Source organism: Chryseobacterium sp. WX (genome assembly GCF_029542485.1).
Classification (GTDB): domain Bacteria; phylum Bacteroidota; class Bacteroidia; order Flavobacteriales; family Weeksellaceae; genus Chryseobacterium; species Chryseobacterium cucumeris.
Map to the genome: position 1 here is coordinate 3,134,457 of NZ_CP120710.1, position 21,557 is coordinate 3,156,013.

General features: G+C 36.7%; 17 protein-coding genes and 1 tRNA gene. 13 read left to right on the forward strand and 5 right to left on the reverse strand.

Annotated features, from left to right (window positions below):
- Positions 1–72 precede the first annotated feature (72 nt).
- Positions 73–3,264 carry a S41 family peptidase gene (locus tag PZ898_RS14085; protein ID WP_277693589.1) on the forward strand — a complete coding sequence of 1,064 codons (3,192 nt, stop codon included), beginning with the start codon at positions 73–75 and terminating at the stop codon, positions 3,262–3,264.
- A gap of 278 nt (positions 3,265–3,542) precedes the next feature.
- Here the strand turns inward: PZ898_RS14085 and PZ898_RS14090 are convergent, their stop codons facing one another.
- Positions 3,543–4,949, reverse strand: a complete 1,407-nt coding sequence (locus PZ898_RS14090) for an L-dopachrome tautomerase-related protein (protein ID WP_277693590.1) — start codon at positions 4,947–4,949, stop codon at positions 3,543–3,545.
- Between the two features lie 183 nt (positions 4,950–5,132).
- Between PZ898_RS14090 and PZ898_RS14095 the strand changes: the two genes are divergently transcribed.
- The 3 genes from PZ898_RS14095 to PZ898_RS14105 all read left to right on the forward strand — a co-directional run bounded on the left by PZ898_RS14095 (position 5,133) and on the right by PZ898_RS14105 (position 9,005).
- Complete coding sequence (locus PZ898_RS14095) at positions 5,133–5,975, forward strand: AraC family transcriptional regulator (protein WP_062676093.1); 843 nt, start codon at positions 5,133–5,135, stop codon at positions 5,973–5,975.
- A 147-nt stretch (positions 5,976–6,122) separates the two neighbouring features.
- Positions 6,123–6,196, forward strand: a tRNA-Asn gene (locus tag PZ898_RS14100).
- 277 nt (positions 6,197–6,473) lie between these two features.
- Complete coding sequence (locus PZ898_RS14105) at positions 6,474–9,005, forward strand: DUF5686 family protein (protein ID WP_228432146.1); 2,532 nt, start codon at positions 6,474–6,476, stop codon at positions 9,003–9,005.
- Between the two features lie 68 nt (positions 9,006–9,073).
- On the opposite strand, the gene PZ898_RS14110 is transcribed toward PZ898_RS14105, so the two are convergent.
- The 4 genes from PZ898_RS14110 to rplU form a co-directional block, all read right to left on the reverse strand.
- Positions 9,074–9,247: a hypothetical protein gene (locus PZ898_RS14110; protein ID WP_157885793.1), complete on the reverse strand. Its 174-nt coding sequence runs from the start codon at positions 9,245–9,247 to the stop codon at positions 9,074–9,076.
- A 203-nt stretch (positions 9,248–9,450) separates the two neighbouring features.
- Positions 9,451–9,618, reverse strand: coding sequence for a hypothetical protein (locus tag PZ898_RS14115; RefSeq protein ID WP_277693591.1), 168 nt, complete (start codon positions 9,616–9,618; stop codon positions 9,451–9,453).
- 172 nt (positions 9,619–9,790) lie between these two features.
- On the reverse strand, positions 9,791–10,048 hold the full coding sequence (gene rpmA, locus PZ898_RS14120; RefSeq protein WP_002984034.1) for a 50S ribosomal protein L27: 258 nt from the start codon (positions 10,046–10,048) through the stop codon (positions 9,791–9,793).
- A 12-nt stretch (positions 10,049–10,060) separates the two neighbouring features.
- Positions 10,061–10,639: a 50S ribosomal protein L21 gene (gene rplU / locus PZ898_RS14125; protein WP_076597840.1), complete on the reverse strand. Its 579-nt coding sequence runs from the start codon at positions 10,637–10,639 to the stop codon at positions 10,061–10,063.
- A 184-nt stretch (positions 10,640–10,823) separates the two neighbouring features.
- On the opposite strand from rplU, the gene PZ898_RS14130 reads away from it, so the two are divergent.
- From PZ898_RS14130 to PZ898_RS14170, 9 genes are all read left to right on the forward strand, one after another.
- A complete protein-coding gene (locus PZ898_RS14130) occupies positions 10,824–11,711 on the forward strand; it encodes a hypothetical protein (RefSeq protein ID WP_062676095.1) in 888 nt (295 codons plus the stop codon).
- Positions 11,712–11,839: 128 nt separating this feature from the next.
- Positions 11,840–12,388, forward strand: a complete 549-nt coding sequence (locus tag PZ898_RS14135) for a hypothetical protein (RefSeq protein ID WP_062676096.1) — start codon at positions 11,840–11,842, stop codon at positions 12,386–12,388.
- Complete coding sequence (locus tag PZ898_RS14140; protein ID WP_277693593.1) at positions 12,388–13,476, forward strand: acyltransferase family protein; 1,089 nt, start codon at positions 12,388–12,390, stop codon at positions 13,474–13,476. The genes PZ898_RS14135 and PZ898_RS14140 overlap by 1 nt, the downstream gene beginning before the upstream one ends.
- Before the next feature lie 74 nt (positions 13,477–13,550).
- A complete protein-coding gene (locus tag PZ898_RS14145; protein WP_062676098.1) occupies positions 13,551–14,129 on the forward strand; it encodes a tRNA-(ms[2]io[6]A)-hydroxylase in 579 nt (192 codons plus the stop codon).
- A gap of 24 nt (positions 14,130–14,153) precedes the next feature.
- On the forward strand, positions 14,154–14,771 hold the full coding sequence (locus tag PZ898_RS14150) for a DUF502 domain-containing protein (protein WP_062676099.1): 618 nt from the start codon (positions 14,154–14,156) through the stop codon (positions 14,769–14,771).
- A 94-nt stretch (positions 14,772–14,865) separates the two neighbouring features.
- Positions 14,866–16,242 carry a tryptophanase gene (locus tag PZ898_RS14155; protein WP_277693594.1) on the forward strand — a complete coding sequence of 459 codons (1,377 nt, stop codon included), beginning with the start codon at positions 14,866–14,868 and terminating at the stop codon, positions 16,240–16,242.
- A 349-nt stretch (positions 16,243–16,591) separates the two neighbouring features.
- Complete coding sequence (locus PZ898_RS14160; RefSeq protein WP_277693596.1) at positions 16,592–17,668, forward strand: FAD-dependent monooxygenase; 1,077 nt, start codon at positions 16,592–16,594, stop codon at positions 17,666–17,668.
- Positions 17,669–17,670: 2 nt separating this feature from the next.
- Positions 17,671–18,828, forward strand: coding sequence for a pyridoxal phosphate-dependent aminotransferase (locus tag PZ898_RS14165; RefSeq protein ID WP_277693597.1), 1,158 nt, complete (start codon positions 17,671–17,673; stop codon positions 18,826–18,828).
- 162 nt (positions 18,829–18,990) lie between these two features.
- Positions 18,991–21,417 carry a TonB-dependent receptor gene (locus tag PZ898_RS14170; RefSeq protein WP_277693598.1) on the forward strand — a complete coding sequence of 809 codons (2,427 nt, stop codon included), beginning with the start codon at positions 18,991–18,993 and terminating at the stop codon, positions 21,415–21,417.
- Positions 21,418–21,557: the final 140 nt, after the last annotated feature.

Below are 21,557 nucleotides of genomic sequence, written 5' to 3' on the forward strand. Positions count from 1 at the left end.
ATAAACATTTCTATAAAAAGGCAAAAAAATTAACAACCAACAGATAGTATTGCATAAATACCCAATTGTACCATGAAGAAAACTATTATTTCGTTATTAACAGCATTTTCTATTATAGGGATTTCGGCGCAGCAAAAGTCTTATTTTTTATCAAGTCCTTCATTGAGTCCTGATGGAGAAACAGCTTACTTCGCTTATGACGGTGACATCTGGAAAGCAGATTCCAATGGAGGAAATGCTTCAAGAATTACCGCCCTGGATGGAGAAGAGATCAATCCCCGCCTTTCTCCGGATGGAAAATGGCTTGCATTCAGTTCTAATCAATATGGAAATTATGATGTGTATGTAATGCCCTCAGGAGGAGGAACCATCAAGCAGTTAACCTTCCATACCGGAAGGGATGAAATGGAAAGCTGGGCGTGGGACAGCAAAACGATTTATTTTACTTCCAACAGAAATAATAATTTCGGAAGTTTTAAAACTACAATTGAAGGAAAAACTCCGGAAAAACTTTTCAATAATTACTTTAACTACACCAATGGACTAGTGGAAACCCCTGCAGGAGAATATCTTTTCACAAGCTCATCTGAAAGTGCCCATCAAGTACAGAGAAAACGTTATAAGGGAGAAAATAATCCTGATATTCTTGGATACAATCCAAAAAGCAATTCTTTCAAACAGTACACGAACTATGAAGGAAAAGATTTCAACCCAAGTGTAGATAAAAAAGGTATTATCTATTTTATTTCTGATGAGAATAATGGAGAATATAATCTTTATAAAATCGAAAATGGTAAAAAAACTGCTTTAACGCAATTTGATACGTCTATAAAAAAACCGTTTGTCTCAGCAGACGGATCTAAAGTTATTTTTGAAAAGGATTATCAGCTTTATACTTATGAGGTAGCTTCAAAAAAAACAGCTCCCCTCAACATTAGCCTGAATACTAATAAAACCTTGGAAAAAGCTCAGAATTTCAATGTGGAAAATAATATTTCCTATTATGATGTATCTCCGGACGGTAAAAAAATGGCGTTCATAAGCCGTGGTATTATATTCGTTTCTGATATTGAAGGGAAATTTGCCCAGCAGATTTCTGATGGTAAAGAACGTGCTATGGAAGTAAAATGGCTGAAAGACAACCGTACTTTACTTTACAATCAGACTTATAACGGATATCAAAACTGGTTTACGATTCAGGCAGACGGAAAAGGACAGCCAAAGCAATTAACGGGAGACTTACGCAATAACAGAAGTATCACCCTTAATAACGACCTTTCAAAAGCCGTTTACTTAAGCGGGAGAGATGAAGTAAGATTATTGGATTTAAAAAGTTTTACATCTACAACTATTGTAAAAGACGAGATTTGGGCATTCCAAAACTCAAGGCCTTCTTTCTCCCCTAATAACGAATATGTATTATTCTCGGCAAAAAGAAACTTCGAGCTCGATATTTTCATCTATCACATCAAAAAAGGACAGACTTTAAACCTTACCAATACAGGCGTTTCTGAAGAAGATCCCGTGTGGTCTCCGAACGGAAAATATATTTATTTCGCCAGCGACAGGACCAATCCGTCTTATCCTTTAGGCATGCAGAAATCCAACATTTACCGTATGGCTTTAGATTGGTTTGACGAGCCTTTTAAGTCTGAAAAATTCGACAATCTCTTCACTGAAGAAAAGAAGGAAACAAAATCTTCGGATAAAGAAAATGATAAAGATAAGAAGGACAAAAAAGGAGAAGACAAGAACAAAGAAGATAAAGAGAAAAAGGAAGAAAAAGAACCGGTCATCAAAGAGCTGAAAATAAATCCCGAAGATACCCTGGACAGAATTGAGCTGGTAACCGACCGATATGGATATCAGGATGATCCGGCCGTTTTCGCTGATGATAAAAAAGAAATTCTATTATTTAATTCTAATCAGGATAACGGAAAAAGACAACTGTACAAAAAGGTGTTTACCGATTTTGAGCCTGCCAAATCTGAAAAAGTGTTTGATAAAGCAGCTTATTATTTAACCAAAAATGAGAAAAACCTATTTGCTCTGATTGAAGGTAATATTTACAAAACAACTGTTGCCGCATTAAAACCTGAAAAAATCAATATCCAGTATAGTTTCGATAAAGATCTGGCCTCAGAATTTATGCAGATGTATGCTGAAGCCTGGACAGGTGTGGAAGAAAACTTCTACGACGAAAAATTCCATGGTATCGACTGGAAAGCCAAAAAGGAGCAATATGCAAAATACCTGCCGTATATAAATAACAGAAATGATCTGCGAATTTTACTGAATGATCTTCTGGGAGAGCTTAATTCTTCACACACCGGATTTTCTTCTACCGGAAAAGAGGAAACCGTATTCCTGAATTATTTCACCAACGAAACCGGAATTATCTTCAAAAAAGACCAGCCTTACACGGTAGAAAGCATTGTGAGAAAATCTCCCGCTTACCGTTCAGGGGTTGATATCAAACCTGGAGACCAACTGACTTCTGTAAATGGAAAAAAGATTGATGTAAACGAAAATATCGAAACGTATTTCACAAGCCCTAAAAAACAGGATGAGCTTGTTCTTACCTTCAACCGTGATGGTAAAACGGTAACAACCAAAGTACATCCGATTTCTAATGGAGAATTAAAAGGATTACTTTACGATGATTGGATCTACAACAATCATCAGCGTGTAGACAAGCTTAGTAACAACCGTATTGCCTACTCTTGCATGAAAAACATGTCTACTGATGAGCTGGACCGATTCCTTCTGGATATGGTAGAACAAGAGAACAGAAAAGACGCTGTTATTCTCGATTTACGCTACAACACCGGCGGAAATGTTCATGACAAAGTATTGAATTTCCTTTCTCAGAGACCTTATCTGCAATGGAAATATCGTGAAGGAAAAATAACAACACAACCGAACTTTGCTCCTTCCGGAAAGCCTATTGTTCTTTTGATTAATGAAGCTTCATTAAGTGATGCAGAAATGACAGCAGCCGGGTTCAAAGCTCTAAAGCTGGGTAAAATTATCGGTCAGGATACTTATCGATGGATTATTTTCACTTCAGCAAAAGGGTTGGTAGACGGATCTTCTTACAGACTTCCTTCATGGGGAACTTACACATTAGACGGACAGAACCTGGAAAAGACAGGTGTAAAACCTGATATTTATGTAAAAAACACCTTTATGGACCGTCTTCAGAACAAGGACCCACAACTGGAAAGAGCTGTTCAGGAAATCCTTAAAGATTTAAAAAAATAAAACTCCGGAACTATAAAATAAAAAAGACCTGCAAAAGTGCAGGTCTTTTTCGTTGGTATGATCTTAACTTTTATGATAACAAGAGTTTTATTCCTCTGAAATTCTTTCCAGCTCAACAAGCTGTATAGGCTCACTCATCAATTCATCCATCTGGCCTGCAAAGTTCTTGATTTCTCAAATGATCTATTTTCTCCGGTTTAGACTTCAGTACCGCCACAGATTTAAACGTTTTGTTCATTGTTTAATATTTTATGTGATTTATATTTAAAAATTTTGGCTTATAATTTAACCCTGTATATAAAATACGGAGGTTTTCCGGCATCCGGTTGACCAGAAAACGCTGTTGTTGTATGAAGTTGGTTGACTGAAATATACAGGTAGCCATCATCAGAAACTGCAATATTATCAGGCCACTGTAATTTTGAATCTTTAATGAATTCCGTAAGATTTCCATTTTTATCCAGCTTACTGATACCATGACCTCCAAGATCAGTAATGTAATGATTCCCTTGTTTATCTGTAGCCACACCATCACTCACAGGTTTTTCTCCCAGTTTCTTAATGGATTTTCCTATTGCATGGTCATCTTTATTTTCTCTAAAAAGTTGGGCAGGAACTTCATACCATGATGTTCCATTCATAGAACCAAAGAATAATGTTTCCCTGTCATCTGACAGCGTAATAGGATTAATGCCTACACGGGACGGTTTGCCTCCAAAATCAATGACCCTTCCATCAATAATCATATCAACATCTTCCGACTGTAAAGCCTGATGACCACCAAACCTCCTTGCTTTTTTTGTTTTGAGATTCAATGCAATAATTCCCGGATTGGCAATATCAGCAAGGTAAGCCCAGCCATTTTTTTCATCAATGGCAACATCCTGAATAAAACTGCCTTTCGGTGCAATATCAGCTGGTAATTCTATCTTTTCAGCGACTTTATTTTTTTTCAGGTCGAAGCACCAAAGACGGGTTTTCCCAAGCTCAAGCCCCATATCAATCATCCAAAGCCGATTTCCTTTATCTATAGTGACTCCCAGCGGAGTATCAAATTTATGACTATCAGCCGGCTGTCCGTTTTTCTGTAAATCCGTAGACGGAAAAGGTACTGCTTTCCCATTGCGGATTTCCACCAATTGCTGTTTGGGATCGGATAAAGGATGCATCGTCGCAAATACCCTTCCGTTATGACTCACGGCTACATTTCCTGGTCTGGAATCAGTAAACTGCGCTACGACTTCAAGGTTTTTCCCATGTTCTGAAAGATAAGATGCAGATCCATCTATCCAGTCTTTACGCACAGGAGTAAAAAAGTCCAGATCTTCGGTTCCATTTTCAAGGCAGAAGAACTCATGCGTAATACCTGCAGGAATCACCAGCACGCCACCAGCCTTTATAATATGTTCTTTCCCATTCATGAGTACTTTTACACTTCCCTTATTGATATAAGTCACCTGCTCGTTCGGATGACTATGGGGAGCTACATGAGCATCTTTATCCATTTTCCAAAAGGCAAAAGTACTTTCTGAGCCGGATATCCATTTACGCTGTAATCCTTTTCCCACCTGTTCCCAAATTCCTTTACTAAAGTCTGTTTGAATGACCTTCTGCTGAGCCTTAGCTGAGTTGAAGAAAAATAGTGCTGAAATTGAAGAAATCAAAAAAAATCTATTGGTTTTCATCTGTATATATGATTAGTATGTTATAATTTCTAATAATGAAATTTGATCTTTTAGCGGGTAACTTTTTTATGCTGGCAGACAATTCCAATATTTGAACAAGGCAAAATTATACTGATAATTAGCAAATTACCGGTACAAAACTTCTCTATTTTTGTATAATTTTGCCAATATAAAGCAACCCTCATGAACAGAGACGTATTATATGAGCCATACAGTATTCATTTTGAAACATTAGAAACATTCCCGGATAAAGAGAGCAGAAAAAACTTCTTTGAACTTGTCTTTATTTTATCAGGCACAGGGCAGCATTGCATTAATAAGCACAGCTTTTCCTATTCGGATAATCACATGTTTCTCCTGACCCCGCAGGATTGCAGCCAGTTTTGGATTGATACTAAAACCCGTTTTTTCTTTCTGAGGTTCAGTAATATTTATTTAAAAAGTGATAAAATTTCGAAAGAGAATATCAAGCGTTTGGAATTTATTCTTGAAAATGCCAACCACAAACCCGGATGTATCCTAAAAAATCAGACAGATAAAACACTTGTAAGACCAATCGTAGAAGCTTTGATAAGAGAAGCCGTCAATAAAGACCTGTATCACAGCGATATAACCGCACAACTCATTAATACACTCATTGTTATTGTTGCCCGCAATATTGCCAAATATCTTCCTCAGAAGATCGATGAAACCTCAGAATCAAGAATTATTAGTATTCTGAATTATATACAGGCAAATATCTACGAACCTGAAAAAATACGAACTGAAACTATCTGCAAAGAGTTCGGGTTTTCTGAAAATTATCTCGGTAAATACTTTAAAAAACATAGCGGTGAAACCCTTCAGTCTTATCTGAATAATTATAAAACCACCTTAATAGAGCACCGTTTAAAACACAGCAACAACAGAATTTCAGAGATTGCCGACGAATTGGGATTCACTGATGAGAGCCATCTTAATAAATTTTTTAAAACGCAGCGGGGCAAAAGTCCCAAAGCTTATCGGCTGGAATTTATAAAATCATGAATAACCTCCTGCTCATCCCAGAAAAATATTTAAAATTTAATTTATTGAAAAATAAACCAATAGCTTTTTTCATTCAATATTCAGGAACAAAAACTTGCTTGGTACGGATATTCCTATTATATTTGCACCACTTAAAACAAAGGACATTCCTCCTTAGCTCAGTTGGTTAGAGCATCTGACTGTTAATCAGAGGGTCGCTGGTTCGAGCCCAGCAGGAGGAGCAAAAAAGACTTACATTTCTGTAAGTCTTTTTTTATGATATAAATTCTTCATAACGGCTGCAAAATATTTCTAAAAAGCAGGAACGTTACCTTTCTTTTAATCTCCTGATTATTATATTTTAAGCATTAAAATTTCCCGATTATTTTTTAATCCATACATATATTATTTTCGCTATTTTTGTCGTTTTATAGGATAGAATAAAAATATTTTATTTTTTTACCTATTTTTTAAATAAACTGCATGCTTTTTGTTTATGATAATTGCTTGAAGAAACGAATGATGTTAAACAATAACTCCCAAAAACACTATCTTTTATTTTTCTTTCTGATTCTCGCCGGTTCCGTATGCGCTCAAAACAAAGCGAGCGGCAAGGTGGTTGACGAAAAGAGCAGTAAAGAACTCAATAAAGTTGATATCTTTATCAACGACAGTAAAACACCTGCCCTGACGACAACTTCAGGCAGTTTTATTATTCAGTCTGATAGCATCATCCATCAGCTAAGATTTTCCAGAAAAAATTATACTACAGAAACCCTTGATATCACTCCCGAAAATGCTGACAATATTTTCGTACAGCTTTCGCAGGCTAAAGTAAGCGACATTCAGGAAATTGTTCTTCAAAGCGGAAAAACAAAATACAAAAGCAAGAAAGAAAATCCGGCTTATGCAATTATGCAGAAAGTATGGGCACAAAAAAGAAATAACGGACTGGAAAAATTCGACACCTATTCTTATAAAGAGTATGAAAAAACGCAGTTTGACCTAAACAATCTTGATAGTGCCTTCATGAAGAAAAAGATTTTCAATAAACTGGATTTCATTTTCGATTATGCAGATTCCACAGCAAGCGGGAGACTTGGACTTCCTATTTTCCTGAACGAAGCCGTTTACGAAAATTATGGTAAAAATAAACCGGAAAAAAACAGCAAAAGAACATTAGTAGCCCAGAAAACTTCAGGTTTTCAGGATAACCAGGTGATTACGGTTTCTGCTAAAAACTTATACCGTGATATTAATATCTACGACAATACTCTTAATTATTTCGATATCGGATTCCAGAGCCCTGTCGGAAGTGATGGTTTCAGTACTTACGATTATAGCCTTATGGATACCATTACGATTCGTGGTGAGAAAGCATTTCAGATAAGGTATCAGCCTAAGAGAAAAGACATCCTTGCATTCCAGGGAAACCTTTATATTGACACCGATACTTATGCTGTTTTAGGAGCAACATTAAAGTCAACACAGAAGATCAACGTCAACTTTGTCAACAGTGTGTATACTCAGGTAGAATACGACAATCCTGATGACGCTACATTTCTTCCTAAAAAACTGATCACTGAATTTGAAATGAGTCCTTTCTCAAAAAAGAAAGGTGCAAAAAGTATCATCGCCAAAAGATCGGTAGATTATTCTGATTATCAATTCAACAAGCCTCTTGACCCTAAAGTATTCAAACGTACCGAAGAAGAATACGAAGACAAGTTCACCAATAAAGACGATGCATATTGGACTAAAGCAAGACCTGACACTTTATCTAAAGCAGAACAGGGCGTTTATAACATGCTTGACCAGCTTCAGCAGACACCGAAATTCAACCGAATGGTAAAACTGTTTGAAACCCTCGGTTCACGTTATTATAATGCCTTTAAAGGAATAGATATTGGTCCTATTTTCTCAATTTACGGAAGAAATGAAGTAGAAGGGGACAGAATAAGATTAGGAGCAAGAACCTATTTCGGATTGAATGATACCTGGAGAGCCCAGTTTTATACAGCTTATGGTTTCAAAGATCAACAGTTTAAATATGGCGTAGAAGCAAGATATATGTTCAATAAGCTTAACCGCTTTATGATTGGAGCAGGAACCAGCAGAGATATTGTTCAGCTTGGGGGACAGCTTACATCAGGGGATGGTGTTACGCCGCAATCTTCATCTACCAGTACCTTTTTTGCAAGAGGAGAAAATATTTCTTTAAGTTCTGTAAACAAAACAAGCGTTTTTGCAGCTATTGAACCATGGAAGAACTTCCAGATCCGAGTAGATGGAGTGATGCAGAGTATTAAGTCTGCTATTCCTGAGAAATTCAATCTGATGTATTACAAAGATGGACAGTTAAGACAAACAGTTAATGATTCTCACGTTACCATCAGTTTAATTGCCAAACCTGGTGCAAAATTTTCACAAACCGGTATTGACCGTTACCAGGCCAGAAACTTAGCTCCAACTATCGTTTTAAGATATACACGAGGTATTGAAGGATTATTTAATGCTGATTTCAATTATGACAAACTCCAGTTCATGCTCTACAAGCCATTTTTAATTGGAAGTATGGGAAAACTGGTGGTTAATTTCGAAGCTGGAAAGAACTTCAATACAGTTCCTTTGGCATTACAGAATATTATTCCGGCAAACCTTTCCTATGGTCTGGTTCCGAATACTTTCTCTCAGCTTAACTATTATGAGTTTGTGACGGATGCGTATACAACTCTTCAATTAGAGCATCATTTTAACGGTAAGATCCTTTCATACATTCCTTTGATTAAAAAACTGAAACTTAGAGAAGTTGCATTTATCAGAGGAGCCTATGGTACATTAAGTGATGCCTCCAAAGCGATCAATGTAGAAGGTTTTAAATATTCTGCACCAAGCGAACATATCTATTATGAATATGGATTCGGGATTGAAAATATAGGAATTGGAAATCTTAGAATCTTCAGAGTAGACTTCAACTGGAGAGGAAATTATCTTGACAGACCTGATATTTCTAAATTCGGGGTTAAAGCAGGGTTCCAGGTAGGATTTTAAACAGAATATAATATAAAACACGTTCGGCGGCTTCTTTGAAGCCGCCGAACTTTTTTGTAAAGCTTTAATTAAAAACATTCGCAAGGTTCTTCTACATCAAGAAGACAACGCATTTTCTGTTCCTTTGTCAGTCCGCACCATGTACTACATGAAGTAATTGGCTTTGGTGGACACCATACTGTACCCGCTCCTCCGTTGATTTCTTTCAGATTCTTCTTGGTTAATTTTCTTAAATTTTTCATGATTGTTTAGTTTTATTTGCTGCCTACTCTCTTTGCTTTTCGGCTTCCGCATTAATTTTTTATTGGGTTACGGACAAATATATCAATATCTCACAATTTAGAGATACTATGTAACGCTTTTTACTTTTAAAAAAGCTGAACATTATTAAAGGTTCAGCTCTAATTATTGTCTTAAAAAAGATTAGGGGTTATAATTTCTGCTACTACTCAAAACATTCTGTACATGGCTGAGAAAGCATGCAGTGTGATTTCTGCCATGGAGTCCATCGGCACCATTCTTCACAAGACTGAAACATGGAAGGACATTCTCCTGCTACACCTCCGGTTACTTCCTTTAATTTTTTTCTGGTTAATTTTCTTACATTTTTCATAGATATCTTGTTTTAATATTGGCCTACTCTTTTGCTTTTCGGCTATCGCAACTGATTCAAATCTGAACAGTTAACAAATATAAAATATTTCACGAATAAATGAATACATCAAAAAGGCTAATAAAAAAACCTCAGTAAAAACTGAGGTTTTAATTTTTATAAAACGCTTAAATTATGCGTTTGGCTCTACAGATACAAAAGATCTGTTGTTTGCTTTCTTTCTGAAAACTACTTTACCATCTACTAATGCAAACAAAGTGTGATCTTTACCGATTCCCACGTTATCACCTGGGTGGTGCTGAGTACCTCTTTGTCTAACAATAATATTTCCGGCAATAGCTTCTTGTCCTCCGAAAATCTTCACACCTAATCTTTTAGAGTGAGACTCTCTACCGTTCTTGGAACTACCGACTCCTTTCTTGTGTGCCATTTTATTACTGGATTATTTATTAAGTGCTTTAAATTGATCGATATTCTTAATGATAGCAGCATCTACTTCTTCATGAGTAAGAATATTCTTTTCTAATTCAACTTTAACTGCTTTACCTAAAGTAATTAAAGTTTCTCTGTTCTCTTTAGACTGAGACAAGTTGTTTTTCTTTAAGTGATAGTTCAATTCGTGATCTTCACCAAAGTTAACAGTTGCGTTGTCAGAAAGAACTTCACCTTTTACAGTTTCTTTTTTAGCAGCAGCTTTTTTAGCTCCACCCTCAAAACCTGTAATACCAGTGATTACGATTTGAGTTAAAGATTGTCTGTGACCGTTTTTCACTTTGTAACCTTTTCTTCTTTTCTTTTTGAAAACGATTACTTTATCAGCTTTAACGTGGTCAAGGATCTCTGCTTCTACAGTGATTCCGTTTACAGCTGGGGCGCCTACAGTGATTGCACCGTTTACAGTAAGAAGAACTTTATCGAAAGAAACTTTTCCTCCTTTATCTCCTTTTAAACGGTTTACAAACAACTTCTGGTCTTGCTCAACTTTGTATTGAAGCCCTGCTATTTCTACAATTGCAAACATTGTTTATAAATTTTTAGTTATTTCGAGGTGCAAATATACATATAAATTTCTAAATAGCTTACAATCAAAGCAATGTTTTTTTTATTAAAATCCTATTCACTATGTTTTGAATAATTTTTTTCAATAATGTACTCACACTTAAGAGATAATTTCATACCTTCGTTTTACCAAATTGAATTTATATATGAAAAGAAACTTTAATCTCTGCTTACTAGCAGGCGCCATTGCTGTTACTTCTTTAACAGCATGTAGTGATGACCAAATGGACAACAATGTTCAACCTCAGCAAGAAGCACTAAGTGCAAAAATTGATCAGCCTGGGGATCTTGAAAAAATCTGTTCTTATGTAGACAACAACTGGAGCACCAATTCAGTTTTACTGACCGGGCTTCAAAACTCCACAGACACCAATTTTATGAATGGGCAAATGACTAAAATTGCAAGCATGTGGGGAAGAAGCAATCCTACGCTGCGTTTTGTGAACGATCCATCCAATTTCAATTCAACGTACAATGCCATTTCTTATTCTACAGGAAAAATCTATTATGGTTATGCCATCTATTATGATGCAAAATCAAAAGGTGGTGATATTGTAAATGCAATGATCCTTGCCCATGAGTATGGACATCAGTTACAGTATATCTTCAATCTTCCTTCCGTATCAGAATCAACGTACAGACCGAATGAGCTTGAAGCAGATGGTTTTGCAGGATACTATTTGAGAAGACCTAACGGATACAATAAAACCAGCTTTGCAGAAATTGCAGCAGCTTATGAATTTGCCCAAAGTATCGGCGATTATCAGACAACCAATGTAAACCATCATGGAACTCCTGCACAGAGAAGATCAGCAGTTCGTTTAGGATTCCTTTTAGGACAATACGATCTTAATGCATCCAATTTCGATTACAACTTCTTTTATTACTATCAGGGGGTACTAAATGGAACTTACAAGATGGCTAAGAACACTGTAAATCCTGAAATTGACGCATACATGAGTCAATATATAGATGAACTTAGAAAAATTCAGTCGGGAGAAATTTCTGCAGAAGAATTTAAACATCTTCAATAAACGAGAACATTCATTTTTAGCATATTTAAGAAAGGAGGCGGGCAGTATGTTCCGCCCCTTTTTTGTTTTTAAAAGCTTTTATATTTTACCCAATCAATTTGTTTGTATTTTTGAAAAAAAATAATTCCATGAAGTATTGGTTACTTATAATTTCCTTTTTCATATTAAACTCCTGTACTGTTGCGGGAATAACAAATGATTACGGCAAGCTCTCATCCACTGAACAGCAGAGCATTATCCCTATAGAGGACTTTTCAAAAACAGACACTGAGCATATTTATAAGATAAACGGCTCTCAGCTAAAGAAAGAATTAACAAACCATCCAAAAGCATTAGTATATGTATTTACCAATGGCTGCTCATCAAAATTGTGTCTGCCAATGTCTTCATACGAAACGTATGCTAAAGAAAAAGGATATAAACTGTTCCTGGTCATGAATGGCTATCATAATATCAGCGAGACAACCGCTCAACGCTCAGCCGTTTTCACGGAACCTCTTTTTGCTATTGACAATGATTTTTATAACTCGAATATAAGAATGAAGTACATGAGATATTTCGAAAACGATCTTCGTGGACTGGAGCACAGCCAAAAGCCTGAATGGGAAGGCAATCTATACTTTTTTGAACACGGACAGCTAAAACGAATCACTAAAGAACTTCCAAGCAATCTATAATGAACAGAGATCTCTACATTGATTTCGCCAAAGGACTGGCAACACTTTCCATCATATTTATCCATACTGCATTCTGGTCTGGACAGTTTTATATTCCCGCAGAAGTAAGAGTTTTTTCTCTGGTCTTTGATGTGGCACTATTTTACGCACTCAGCGGAATTACTTCAGGAGCCAATATTGAAAAAACATTATACCGTCTTCTGAAACTCCAGATTACCTATATGATTTTTGTGACCTTCCTGTTCTTTTTAGATTACTTCTTTAAAGTCTTTGGACTCAGCTTTTTTTCTATGGAATGGCTTCAGAGCTTTTATTCTACATTTGGATCTAAATATTCTACAACCAGCATCTCAACATACCCTCAATGGGAAAATCTGGGAAACTGGTATCTTCATCAGTACACCAATGCCGATACTTTTCCTGTAGTGATGGGAAGTTTCTGGTATCTTAAAGTGTATTATATACTCACCGTTTTCGGTGTCCTTATCCTAAGGTTTTTCCCAAAACATATCAATTGGTTTATTGGACTTTGTATTGCCTTAACTTTATTATTCAACATCTTCCCGGAGTATTATCCGACGGGGCAAGTTGGATACGTTGCATTTTACCTTGCTGTATTTTTAACCGGCCACAAAATGCGTGGAAAAAAGATCCCTACCAAAGCTATTCCTGTATTATATGGACTTGTAGGAGCAGCTCTCATATGGATGTTCTGGTACTACGGAGGAGACATCTTCTATAAAATCAATAAAAATAAATTTCCACCAAAAGTTCCTTACATCATCTGGGCATTATTCTCTCTTACAACATTATTTGTTCTTTACAACCGACTGAAAATCACAAAAGAAAATTTCATCACCTACATCGGAAAAAATGCTATTTTCTTCTATTTTGCACAGGGAATCAGCTCTTCACTCGTTTATTTTCTGGTCGTTCCGTTAAAAGAAAACATGCCATGGTGGCTTTTGATGGTCATTATTTATGGAATTAATATCATTTTAGCCTTCATTATTTCTGCAGGATTGAAAAAAGCAGATACCTCAGGCTGGAATATTCTGGAATTCTTAAGAAAAAAGACCGCATCTTAAGACTTTAAGGATCAAATTGAAATAAAGTCACATTTCTTACCTCAATTTGTTTAAATTTACAAAAATTTTACAACATGTTTAAGTTGAAACTACCTACCGACCCAAGGTGGGCAAATATTGCAGAAGGAAACATTGGAGAAATTTTAACGGATCATGCCTGGTGCGAGCAAAAAGCAGCTACCAATGCTATAGGCCTGATCACCATGCTTCCGGAATATCCTGAGATTGTGACTGAACTTCTTGCCATTGCACAAGAGGAACTGGATCACTTTAATCAGGTACATGAGATCATCAAAAAAAGAGGCTTTACTTTTGGAAGAGCAAGAAAAGATGATTACGTGAATGAACTGGCAAAATTTATTGTACAGGGAAGCAGAGAAGACCTCATCGTAGACAAAATGCTTTTTGCCGCTATGATTGAAGCCAGAAGCTGTGAAAGATTCAAAGTTCTTACGGAAAATATCAAAGATGAAGAACTTAAGGTTTTCTACAAAGAACTGATGATTTCTGAAGCCAATCATTACACTACTTTCATCGGATTTGCAAGACAGCTCGGAGACCCGGAAAAAGTAAACAAACGTTGGGAAGAATGGCTGGAGTATGAAGCCAATATTATTAAATCCTACGGAAATAAAGAAACCATCCACGGTTAAAATAAGAATAGTAAAGAATACACCTTGAAGAAGCCAAGCTTTGAAAATATCGCCAATATGTTCCTGAAAAATTTTTTCCAGGGATTGGTTATCATTGGTCCTATAGGGCTTACTATTTTTGTAATCTGGTATATTGTAAGCGCGATTGACAACCTTGTTCCTTCTTTAGCCAAGCAGGTTCCCGGGCTTGTATTCGTATCTATTATTTTGTTTACAGCTATTTTAGGATATTTAGGAAATAAATTCGTGGTCGGAAGATTCTTTTTCGATACCATGGACAGCTTACTGGAGAAAACTCCGGGAGTAAAACACATTTACACTCCTACGAAAGACGTCATGTCCTCATTCGTAGGCGACAAGAAAAAATTCAACGATCCTGTATGGGTAAAAACCAACGAGAATCCGGAAATCTGGAGAATCGGTTTTTTAACTCAAAAAGAAATGTCGGACGTTGACAAGCATAATTACGTTGCGGTATACCTTCCCCACTCGTACGCCATCTCGGGCTGGGTAATTGTTACTGAAGAAAAAAACATCAAACCTGTAGTGGGAATGACAGCAGCTTCTGCCATGAAGTTTGCAGTGAGCGGCGGTGTAGCCGGATTCCATTCTGATGAAAATATATTTAAGGCTCCGGAATAATCTCTTTTTCCGACTTATCTATACATTGATGAATTTTGAAAAATTATTTTCAAGCACATTTTCTTTACAAACAATTTAAAACATAATTTAACTCATGAATTTACCGTACGCGGAACCTTTCCGCATTAAAATGGTGGAAGAAATCTATCAGTCCACCAGAGAAGAAAGAGAACAATGGCTTAAAGAAGCTAATTATAACCTTTTCAACCTAAGATCTTCGCACGTTTATATTGACCTGCTTACCGATTCAGGAACGGGAGCAATGTCTGATAGACAATGGTCTGCTTTGATGACCGGAGATGAAAGCTATGCTGGATCACGTTCTTTTGAGCAGTTACAGAAAACCGTTGAAAAAATTACAGGATTCAAATATTTATTACCAACACACCAGGGAAGGGCTGCTGAAAACGTCCTTTTCTCAGTATTGGTAAAAGAAGGTGATGTAGTTCCTGGGAACTCGCATTTTGATACGACAAAAGGTCATATCGAATTCAGAAAGGCACATGCAATTGACTGTACGATAGACGAAGCTTTTGATATTAATGATCTTCACCCATTCAAAGGAAATATCAACCTTGAAAAACTGGAAGAAGTTTATAAAAGCCATCCTAAAGAAAATATACCTTTCTGCTTAATTACGATTACTTGTAACTCTTCTGGAGGACAGCCTGTTTCTTTGGAAAATATGAAAGCTGTAAAAGCGCTCTCTGACCAATACGGAATCCCTGTATTCTTTGATTCAGCAAGATTTGCAGAGAATGCTTACTTCATCAAAAAAAGAGAGGCAGGACAGGAAAACAGAAGCATTAAAGAGATCTGTAAAGAGATTTTCTCTTACGGAGACGGAATGACAATGAGTTCCAAAAAAGATGGTTTAGTAAACATCGGAGGATTCATTGCATTAAACAACGAAGAGGTTTTCAGAAAAGCCTCTAACTTCACCATCATCTATGAAGGCTTCATTACCTATGGAGGAATGGCAGGAAGAGATATGGCAGCATTGGCCGTAGGACTTGATGAAGCTACTGAGTTTGCTTACCTTGAAAGCAGAATTTCTCAGGTTGAATATCTTGGAAATAAACTGATTGAATATGGAATCCCAGTTCAGAAACCAATCGGAGGACACGCCGTATTCATCGATTCTTTGAACTTCCTTCCGAATGTTTCCCGTGAAGAATATCCGGCTCAGACATTAGGACTGGAAATTTATAAGGAAGCAGGGATCAGAACTGTAGAAATCGGGACTTTACTGGCAGACAGAGATCCTGACACAAGAGAGAACCGTTATCCGAAGTTAGAACTGGTACGTCTGGCAATTCCTAGAAGGACCTACACCAACAACCACATGGATTATATTGCTGCTGCCATCAAAAATGTGTACGAAAGGCGCGAAGAAATAGCAAAAGGCTACAAGATCACGTGGGAACCGGAAATTTTAAGACACTTTACCGTTCAGCTTGAAAAAGCCTAATCATAAAACCGGAATTCTTTCCGGTTTTTTTATGTCTTAAAATTCAAAATTGGTTTAAACAAAACAACAATCTGATTCTTTACGTTCCCAAAGACCAGCCATCTCTTAATCCACTAAAAATCATTAAGATATTGCAATAGAACATATTTTATCAACACATATAAATCAATCATATTTTTTTATTGCATAGTATATCTTATATTTTTCGTTTTATTTTTCATGAAATCAAAATTAAATTGACTTATTTTTTTGAAATAGTGAAGGTTTTTAATTTTAATTTTGCATTTACCTAAGGGTGATTAAAAAAAAATACTTAAAAAACCAACCTGAAAAACACTTTATTCCGAAAATGAAGAAAATTGCTGTCGTGGGCGCCGGTATTTCTGGCTTAAGCATGGCGAATTACTTAGAAAAGCACAAGATCGATTACCACATTTACGAAAGGAGAAAAAAGGAAGATCTGGCAGGCCACGGCTTTCTTATTCCGCAGGAAGGAATGGATTATCTTTACCAGATTATTGACTCCGAACTGCTTCTTAAGCATGGAAACTTTTTAAAAAAATACACAAAATATTCTCACACTGGAAAAGTACTGGCTGAAAAGAATCTGGATCATGTTTTCGCCATTTCAAGACATTCACTGATCAGTTTATTAACACAAAATATTACTCCGCAAAAGATAACCTACGAAGAAACTATCATTTTTGATGATCTACAGAACGGTAAACTGAAGCTTTCCGATGGGACTGATATTGATACTGACATTGCTGTCATCTCTGACGGTTCCAGAAGCCGGATCAGAAAACATCTTTTTAAAGATGAAATGATGAGAGTGGTAAGAGAAAGTGAAGTCGTTAATATTATTCAAAACAAAGAAATTGCCAATTCTATTGAAAATGACTTTATGAAGTTCCACCATGAAGACGGAGGCCTTACTTTCGGGATTCTTAAACTTTCTGATGATACTGTTCTTTGGTATTCACAGTTTGACAACCAAAAATACATGATCAATGAATGTTCTGTGGAGAACTTAAGAAAATATATGATTGAAATTTTTGAAAACTGGCATCCTCTAATCCCGGAAATCATCCAAAAATCGGACTATAAAAATGTACATTTATGGAATGTCTATGAACTTGAAAAACTTAATCCATTTTATCAAGAAAACACAGTATTCATAGGTGACGCAGCACATCCACTGATTCCATTTACCAGTCAGGGAGTTACCTCTGCTTTGAAAGACTCACTTTTATTAACGAAATATTTAGTTGAAGAAGAAAATATACAGACCGCCTTCAGTAAATACGAAGCTAAGAGAAAACCTGAAATCGAAGTTCATATTAACAACGGAAGGATATTACTCAATCAGTTTTTGCTTCCACTCAACCAACAAACCGAAAATATTTTACCCATATCTTATAAATAATAATGTTCACCAATAACGATATCAACCTTGAAGCCTTGAAAAGAAAGGCATATAACGGAAGATGGGCTACGCTCGAAGATGGAATCATTCCTCTTACAGCAGCTGATCCCGACTTCAGAACAGCACCTGAAATAGAACAGGGAATTATTGAATACCTGAAAGACGGTTACCTCAGCTATGGCCCGTTTTCCGGACTTCCGGAATTTAAGAAAAGCGTGGCAGATCACTTTAACCAGGAAAAACACGGAAGCTTCTCACCGGAGAATGTTCTGGCTGTCAACAGTGCTGCCCAGGGAATGTTCCTTATTGCATCCTATGTACTCAACCCCGGAGATGAAGCCATTATTCTGGATCCTGTAGATTTTCTTTTCAAAAAATCGGTGGAAACTGCGGGTGGGAAAGTAATGCTCTGCCCTGCGGATACAACAACAGGAGAAATTGATTTTGAAAAAATGGTTTCTTTAATCAATCCCAGAACTAAACTTATCAGCATATGCAATCCTCACAATCCGCTCGGAAAAGTTTACTCTAAAGAAGTATTGATAAAAGTAGCAGAAATTGCATCTGCTCATGATCTTTGGGTGATGAGTGATGAAATCTGGAGTGATATTATTTATGATCATAAAGACTTTCATACCTATTCTTCCGTTTCAGAGACGGCAAAGAGAAAGAGCTTTACCGTGTATGGGTTTTCAAAATCATTTGGAATAGCAGGATTGAGGATTGGAGCCGTACTCTGCAATGATGAGGATATTCTTGAAGATTTCACAGAAAAATCCAATTTCAACTCTACAATAGAAGGGGTTTCTACTTTGTCTCAGATTGCCGGAAGTGTAGCACTGGAGAAGGCAAAACCATGGTACAAAGAATTTTTGGCTCACTTACAGAGCAATCGAGATCTTGCTTTCAGATTATTAAGCCATTCAGAAATTGTAACACCTAATCTCCCGGAGGCAACTTTTGTATTGTTTCCAAAGATTAAAAACGGAATGACAAGTGATGAGTTTGCCCAACATGTCTTAACTCACGGGAAAGTCGCTATTGTTCCGGGATCAGAAAGATGGTTCGGAAAAGGAGCTGAAGGACATATCAGAATTTGCTTTTCTACATCCCAGGAAATTTTAGAAGAAGGAATTAACAGAATCATTACCAGCTTTTAACATTAAAAATTTTAATTAAATCTAAATAATAGATTATTATTTTTCCGAATTTATCACAAATCAACACGAAATTAAGATATCCATACTAAATATTTCATTTTCATGTTGATTTAAAAATAAATATTGATAATTTTGATTGAATCATCACTAAAAATTATTAATATGAAAATAAAATATATCAGCATTATTTTCCTTGGAGTTTCTGCCTTCTCCTATGCCCAGCAGGTAAAAGATACTTTGAAAGAATCAAAAATTGACGAAGTTGCCATTACCGGAAGCCGAAACAAGAAAAGAACAGTGGTAAACACGCCCGTTCCTATTGATATTATAGACATTAAACAGGTAAGCCAGTCAACGGGACAAGTGGAAATCAACCAGCTTTTACAATTTTCTGCACCCTCTTTTAACTCCAATAAACAATCAGGATCCGACGGTGCTGATGCTGTAGATCCCGCTACGTTAAGAGGTCTTGGTCCAGACCAGACTTTACTTTTGTTAAATGGAAAAAGATACCATCAATCTTCACTGATTAACCTTTTCGGAACCAAAGGAAGAGGAAATACTGGATATGACATGAATACCATCCCGATTGGCGCCATAAAAAGAGTGGAAGTTCTTCGTGACGGAGCATCAGCCCAATACGGTTCGGATGCTATTGCAGGAGTAATTAATGTTATTTTGAATGACAGAAATAATGGTTTTGAAGGAAATCTATTCACAGGTATGAATCTTTTCAAAAGTCCAGGTAATAATGACGTAGTATCAGATCACAAAGTAGACGGAACCACCTTTGATTTCAATGGAAATTTGGGAACTAAAATAGGATCAAAAGGTGGTTTCGGAAACTTTACCGTAGAATTCATCAATAAAGATTACGCCATACGAAATGCCAATCCAGATGTTTACACCTCTCCCAGACAACGTTTCGGAGATGCAAAAGCTCAGAACATCTACTTTTTCGGAAATATTGAAGTCCCGTTATCTGATGGTCTGAAGTTTTATTCCCGCCAAGGTTTTTCACATAGAAATACTAAGGCTTATGCATGGACCAGAACCCCAGATGCAGACGGTAATATTCCTGAAGTTTACCCTACAGGATTTAACCCGGTTGAAAATACCAGCATTACGGATTTTACGTTTGACAACGGATTAAAGTTCAAAGTTGCAGACTGGGATGTAGATTTTTATAATGCTTTTGGTAACAACAGGTTTACTTACCAGATAGACAATACAATTAATGCCACTTTAGGAGTCAAATCTCCTACAAGCTTTAATGCAGGAGGACATTCTCTGCTGCAGAATACAACTGGGTTTAATGCTGTGAAACAGTTCAAAGTACTGGAAGGGCTTAACGTTGCTTTCGGATCTGAATTCAGATATGAAAAATTTGATATCATCAAAGGAGAAGAGGCTTCTTACGCCATGTATGATATCAATGGAAATCTGGTGACTTCAAACACACCTCAAAACTTATTGGTTACGAATCCATCAAGTGGCAATGTAAGGCCAGGTGGTTCACAAGGTTTTCCCGGCTATTCTACAGATACAGGAAATAGCAGAAACAACTTTGCTGCTTATGTAGATACAGAATTGGATGTTACTAAAAACTGGATGATAAGCATTGCCGGAAGGTTTGAAAATTATAATGATTTCGGAAGCACTCTGAATGGTAAATTTGCTACAAGATATGCGATCACGCCACAGTTTGCTTTCCGGGGATCCGTTTCTACTGGGTTCAGAGCGCCTTCTCTGGCTCAGAAATACTACAGCCAGCAATTTACCAACTTCCAGGGCGGTAAACTGGTCACTATTCAGCTCGCTTCTAATGACAGTAACATCGCAAGCAGCCTGGGAATTCCTCAACTGAAGCAGGAAACCTCAGTGAACGGCAGCGCCGGGTTTACCTTCAATACTGGAAAATTCACAGCCACCGTAGATGGTTATTACATCCGTGTTAAAGACAGAATTGTTCTTACCGGATATTTTGCACAAGCAGACTTACCAGAAAAAGTTCAAGAAGAGAATCCATTTATCGACCAGGTACAGTTTTTTTCCAATGCCATCGATACCAAAACAAAAGGAGTTGATGTAATCTTAAGCTATACTGAAAATATCGGTTCCGGAAAACTGACTGCTACATTAGCAGGAAACTATAATGATATGGAAATCACAAAAGTCAATACCTCAGAACAGCTGGCAGGGAAAGAAGATACTTACCTGAGTGCAAGAGAAAAAGCATTTATTCTTGCTTCTGCTCCGAAGACAAAAGTAAATTTAAACCTTAATTACAGACTCAACAAATTCAATGTAAATCTGCAGATGGTACGATTTGATAAAGTAACCCTGATTGGTTATGACGACTCAGAACAGGTCTATAATCCAAAAGTGACCACCGATCTTTCTTTCGGCTATGAATTCTGCAAGAATCTGAATCTGACTTTAGGAAGTAAAAACCTGTTCAACAGATATCCTACTTTACAGACTACACATGTATCCGACGGAAATACAGAAGCCGGAGGTATTTTTGATCCTGTACAGATGGGATTTGCCGGAAGACAGGTTTTTGCCAGACTTAATTTTAAGTTTTAAGAGAATAAAAAGAAACTGTATCAAAGGTTAATAATTTCACCTTTGTCATTCTGACGAAGGAAGAGTCTCATTTATAAACCAATAACATAAGATTCTTCACTACATTATTGAACTACGTTCGCAGACCTTCAGTCTGTGTT

What these genes read in the sequence shown, in the direction of transcription:
- PZ898_RS14085 (WP_277693589.1), top strand. Translation starts at nt 73, where the DNA reads ATGAAGAAAACTATTATTTCGTTATTAACAGCATTTTCTATTATAGGG.
- PZ898_RS14170 (WP_277693598.1), top strand. Translation starts at nt 18,991, where the DNA reads ATGAAAATAAAATATATCAGCATTATTTTCCTTGGAGTTTCTGCCTTC.
- PZ898_RS14160 (WP_277693596.1), top strand. Translation starts at nt 16,592, where the DNA reads ATGAAGAAAATTGCTGTCGTGGGCGCCGGTATTTCTGGCTTAAGCATG.
- PZ898_RS14135 (WP_062676096.1), top strand. Translation starts at nt 11,840, where the DNA reads ATGAAGTATTGGTTACTTATAATTTCCTTTTTCATATTAAACTCCTGT.
- PZ898_RS14105 (WP_228432146.1), top strand. Translation starts at nt 6,474, where the DNA reads ATGATGTTAAACAATAACTCCCAAAAACACTATCTTTTATTTTTCTTT.
- PZ898_RS14145 (WP_062676098.1), top strand. Translation starts at nt 13,551, where the DNA reads ATGTTTAAGTTGAAACTACCTACCGACCCAAGGTGGGCAAATATTGCA.
- PZ898_RS14095 (WP_062676093.1), top strand. Translation starts at nt 5,133, where the DNA reads ATGAACAGAGACGTATTATATGAGCCATACAGTATTCATTTTGAAACA.
- PZ898_RS14130 (WP_062676095.1), top strand. Translation starts at nt 10,824, where the DNA reads ATGAAAAGAAACTTTAATCTCTGCTTACTAGCAGGCGCCATTGCTGTT.
- rpmA (WP_002984034.1), bottom strand. Translation starts at nt 10,048, where the DNA reads ATGGCACACAAGAAAGGAGTCGGTAGTTCCAAGAACGGTAGAGAGTCT.
- PZ898_RS14115 (WP_277693591.1), bottom strand. Translation starts at nt 9,618, where the DNA reads ATGAAAAATGTAAGAAAATTAACCAGAAAAAAATTAAAGGAAGTAACC.
- rplU (WP_076597840.1), bottom strand. Translation starts at nt 10,639, where the DNA reads ATGTTTGCAATTGTAGAAATAGCAGGGCTTCAATACAAAGTTGAGCAA.
- PZ898_RS14110 (WP_157885793.1), bottom strand. Translation starts at nt 9,247, where the DNA reads ATGAAAAATTTAAGAAAATTAACCAAGAAGAATCTGAAAGAAATCAAC.
- PZ898_RS14165 (WP_277693597.1), top strand. Translation starts at nt 17,671, where the DNA reads ATGTTCACCAATAACGATATCAACCTTGAAGCCTTGAAAAGAAAGGCA.
- PZ898_RS14090 (WP_277693590.1), bottom strand. Translation starts at nt 4,949, where the DNA reads ATGAAAACCAATAGATTTTTTTTGATTTCTTCAATTTCAGCACTATTT.
- PZ898_RS14155 (WP_277693594.1), top strand. Translation starts at nt 14,866, where the DNA reads ATGAATTTACCGTACGCGGAACCTTTCCGCATTAAAATGGTGGAAGAA.
- PZ898_RS14140 (WP_277693593.1), top strand. Translation starts at nt 12,388, where the DNA reads ATGAACAGAGATCTCTACATTGATTTCGCCAAAGGACTGGCAACACTT.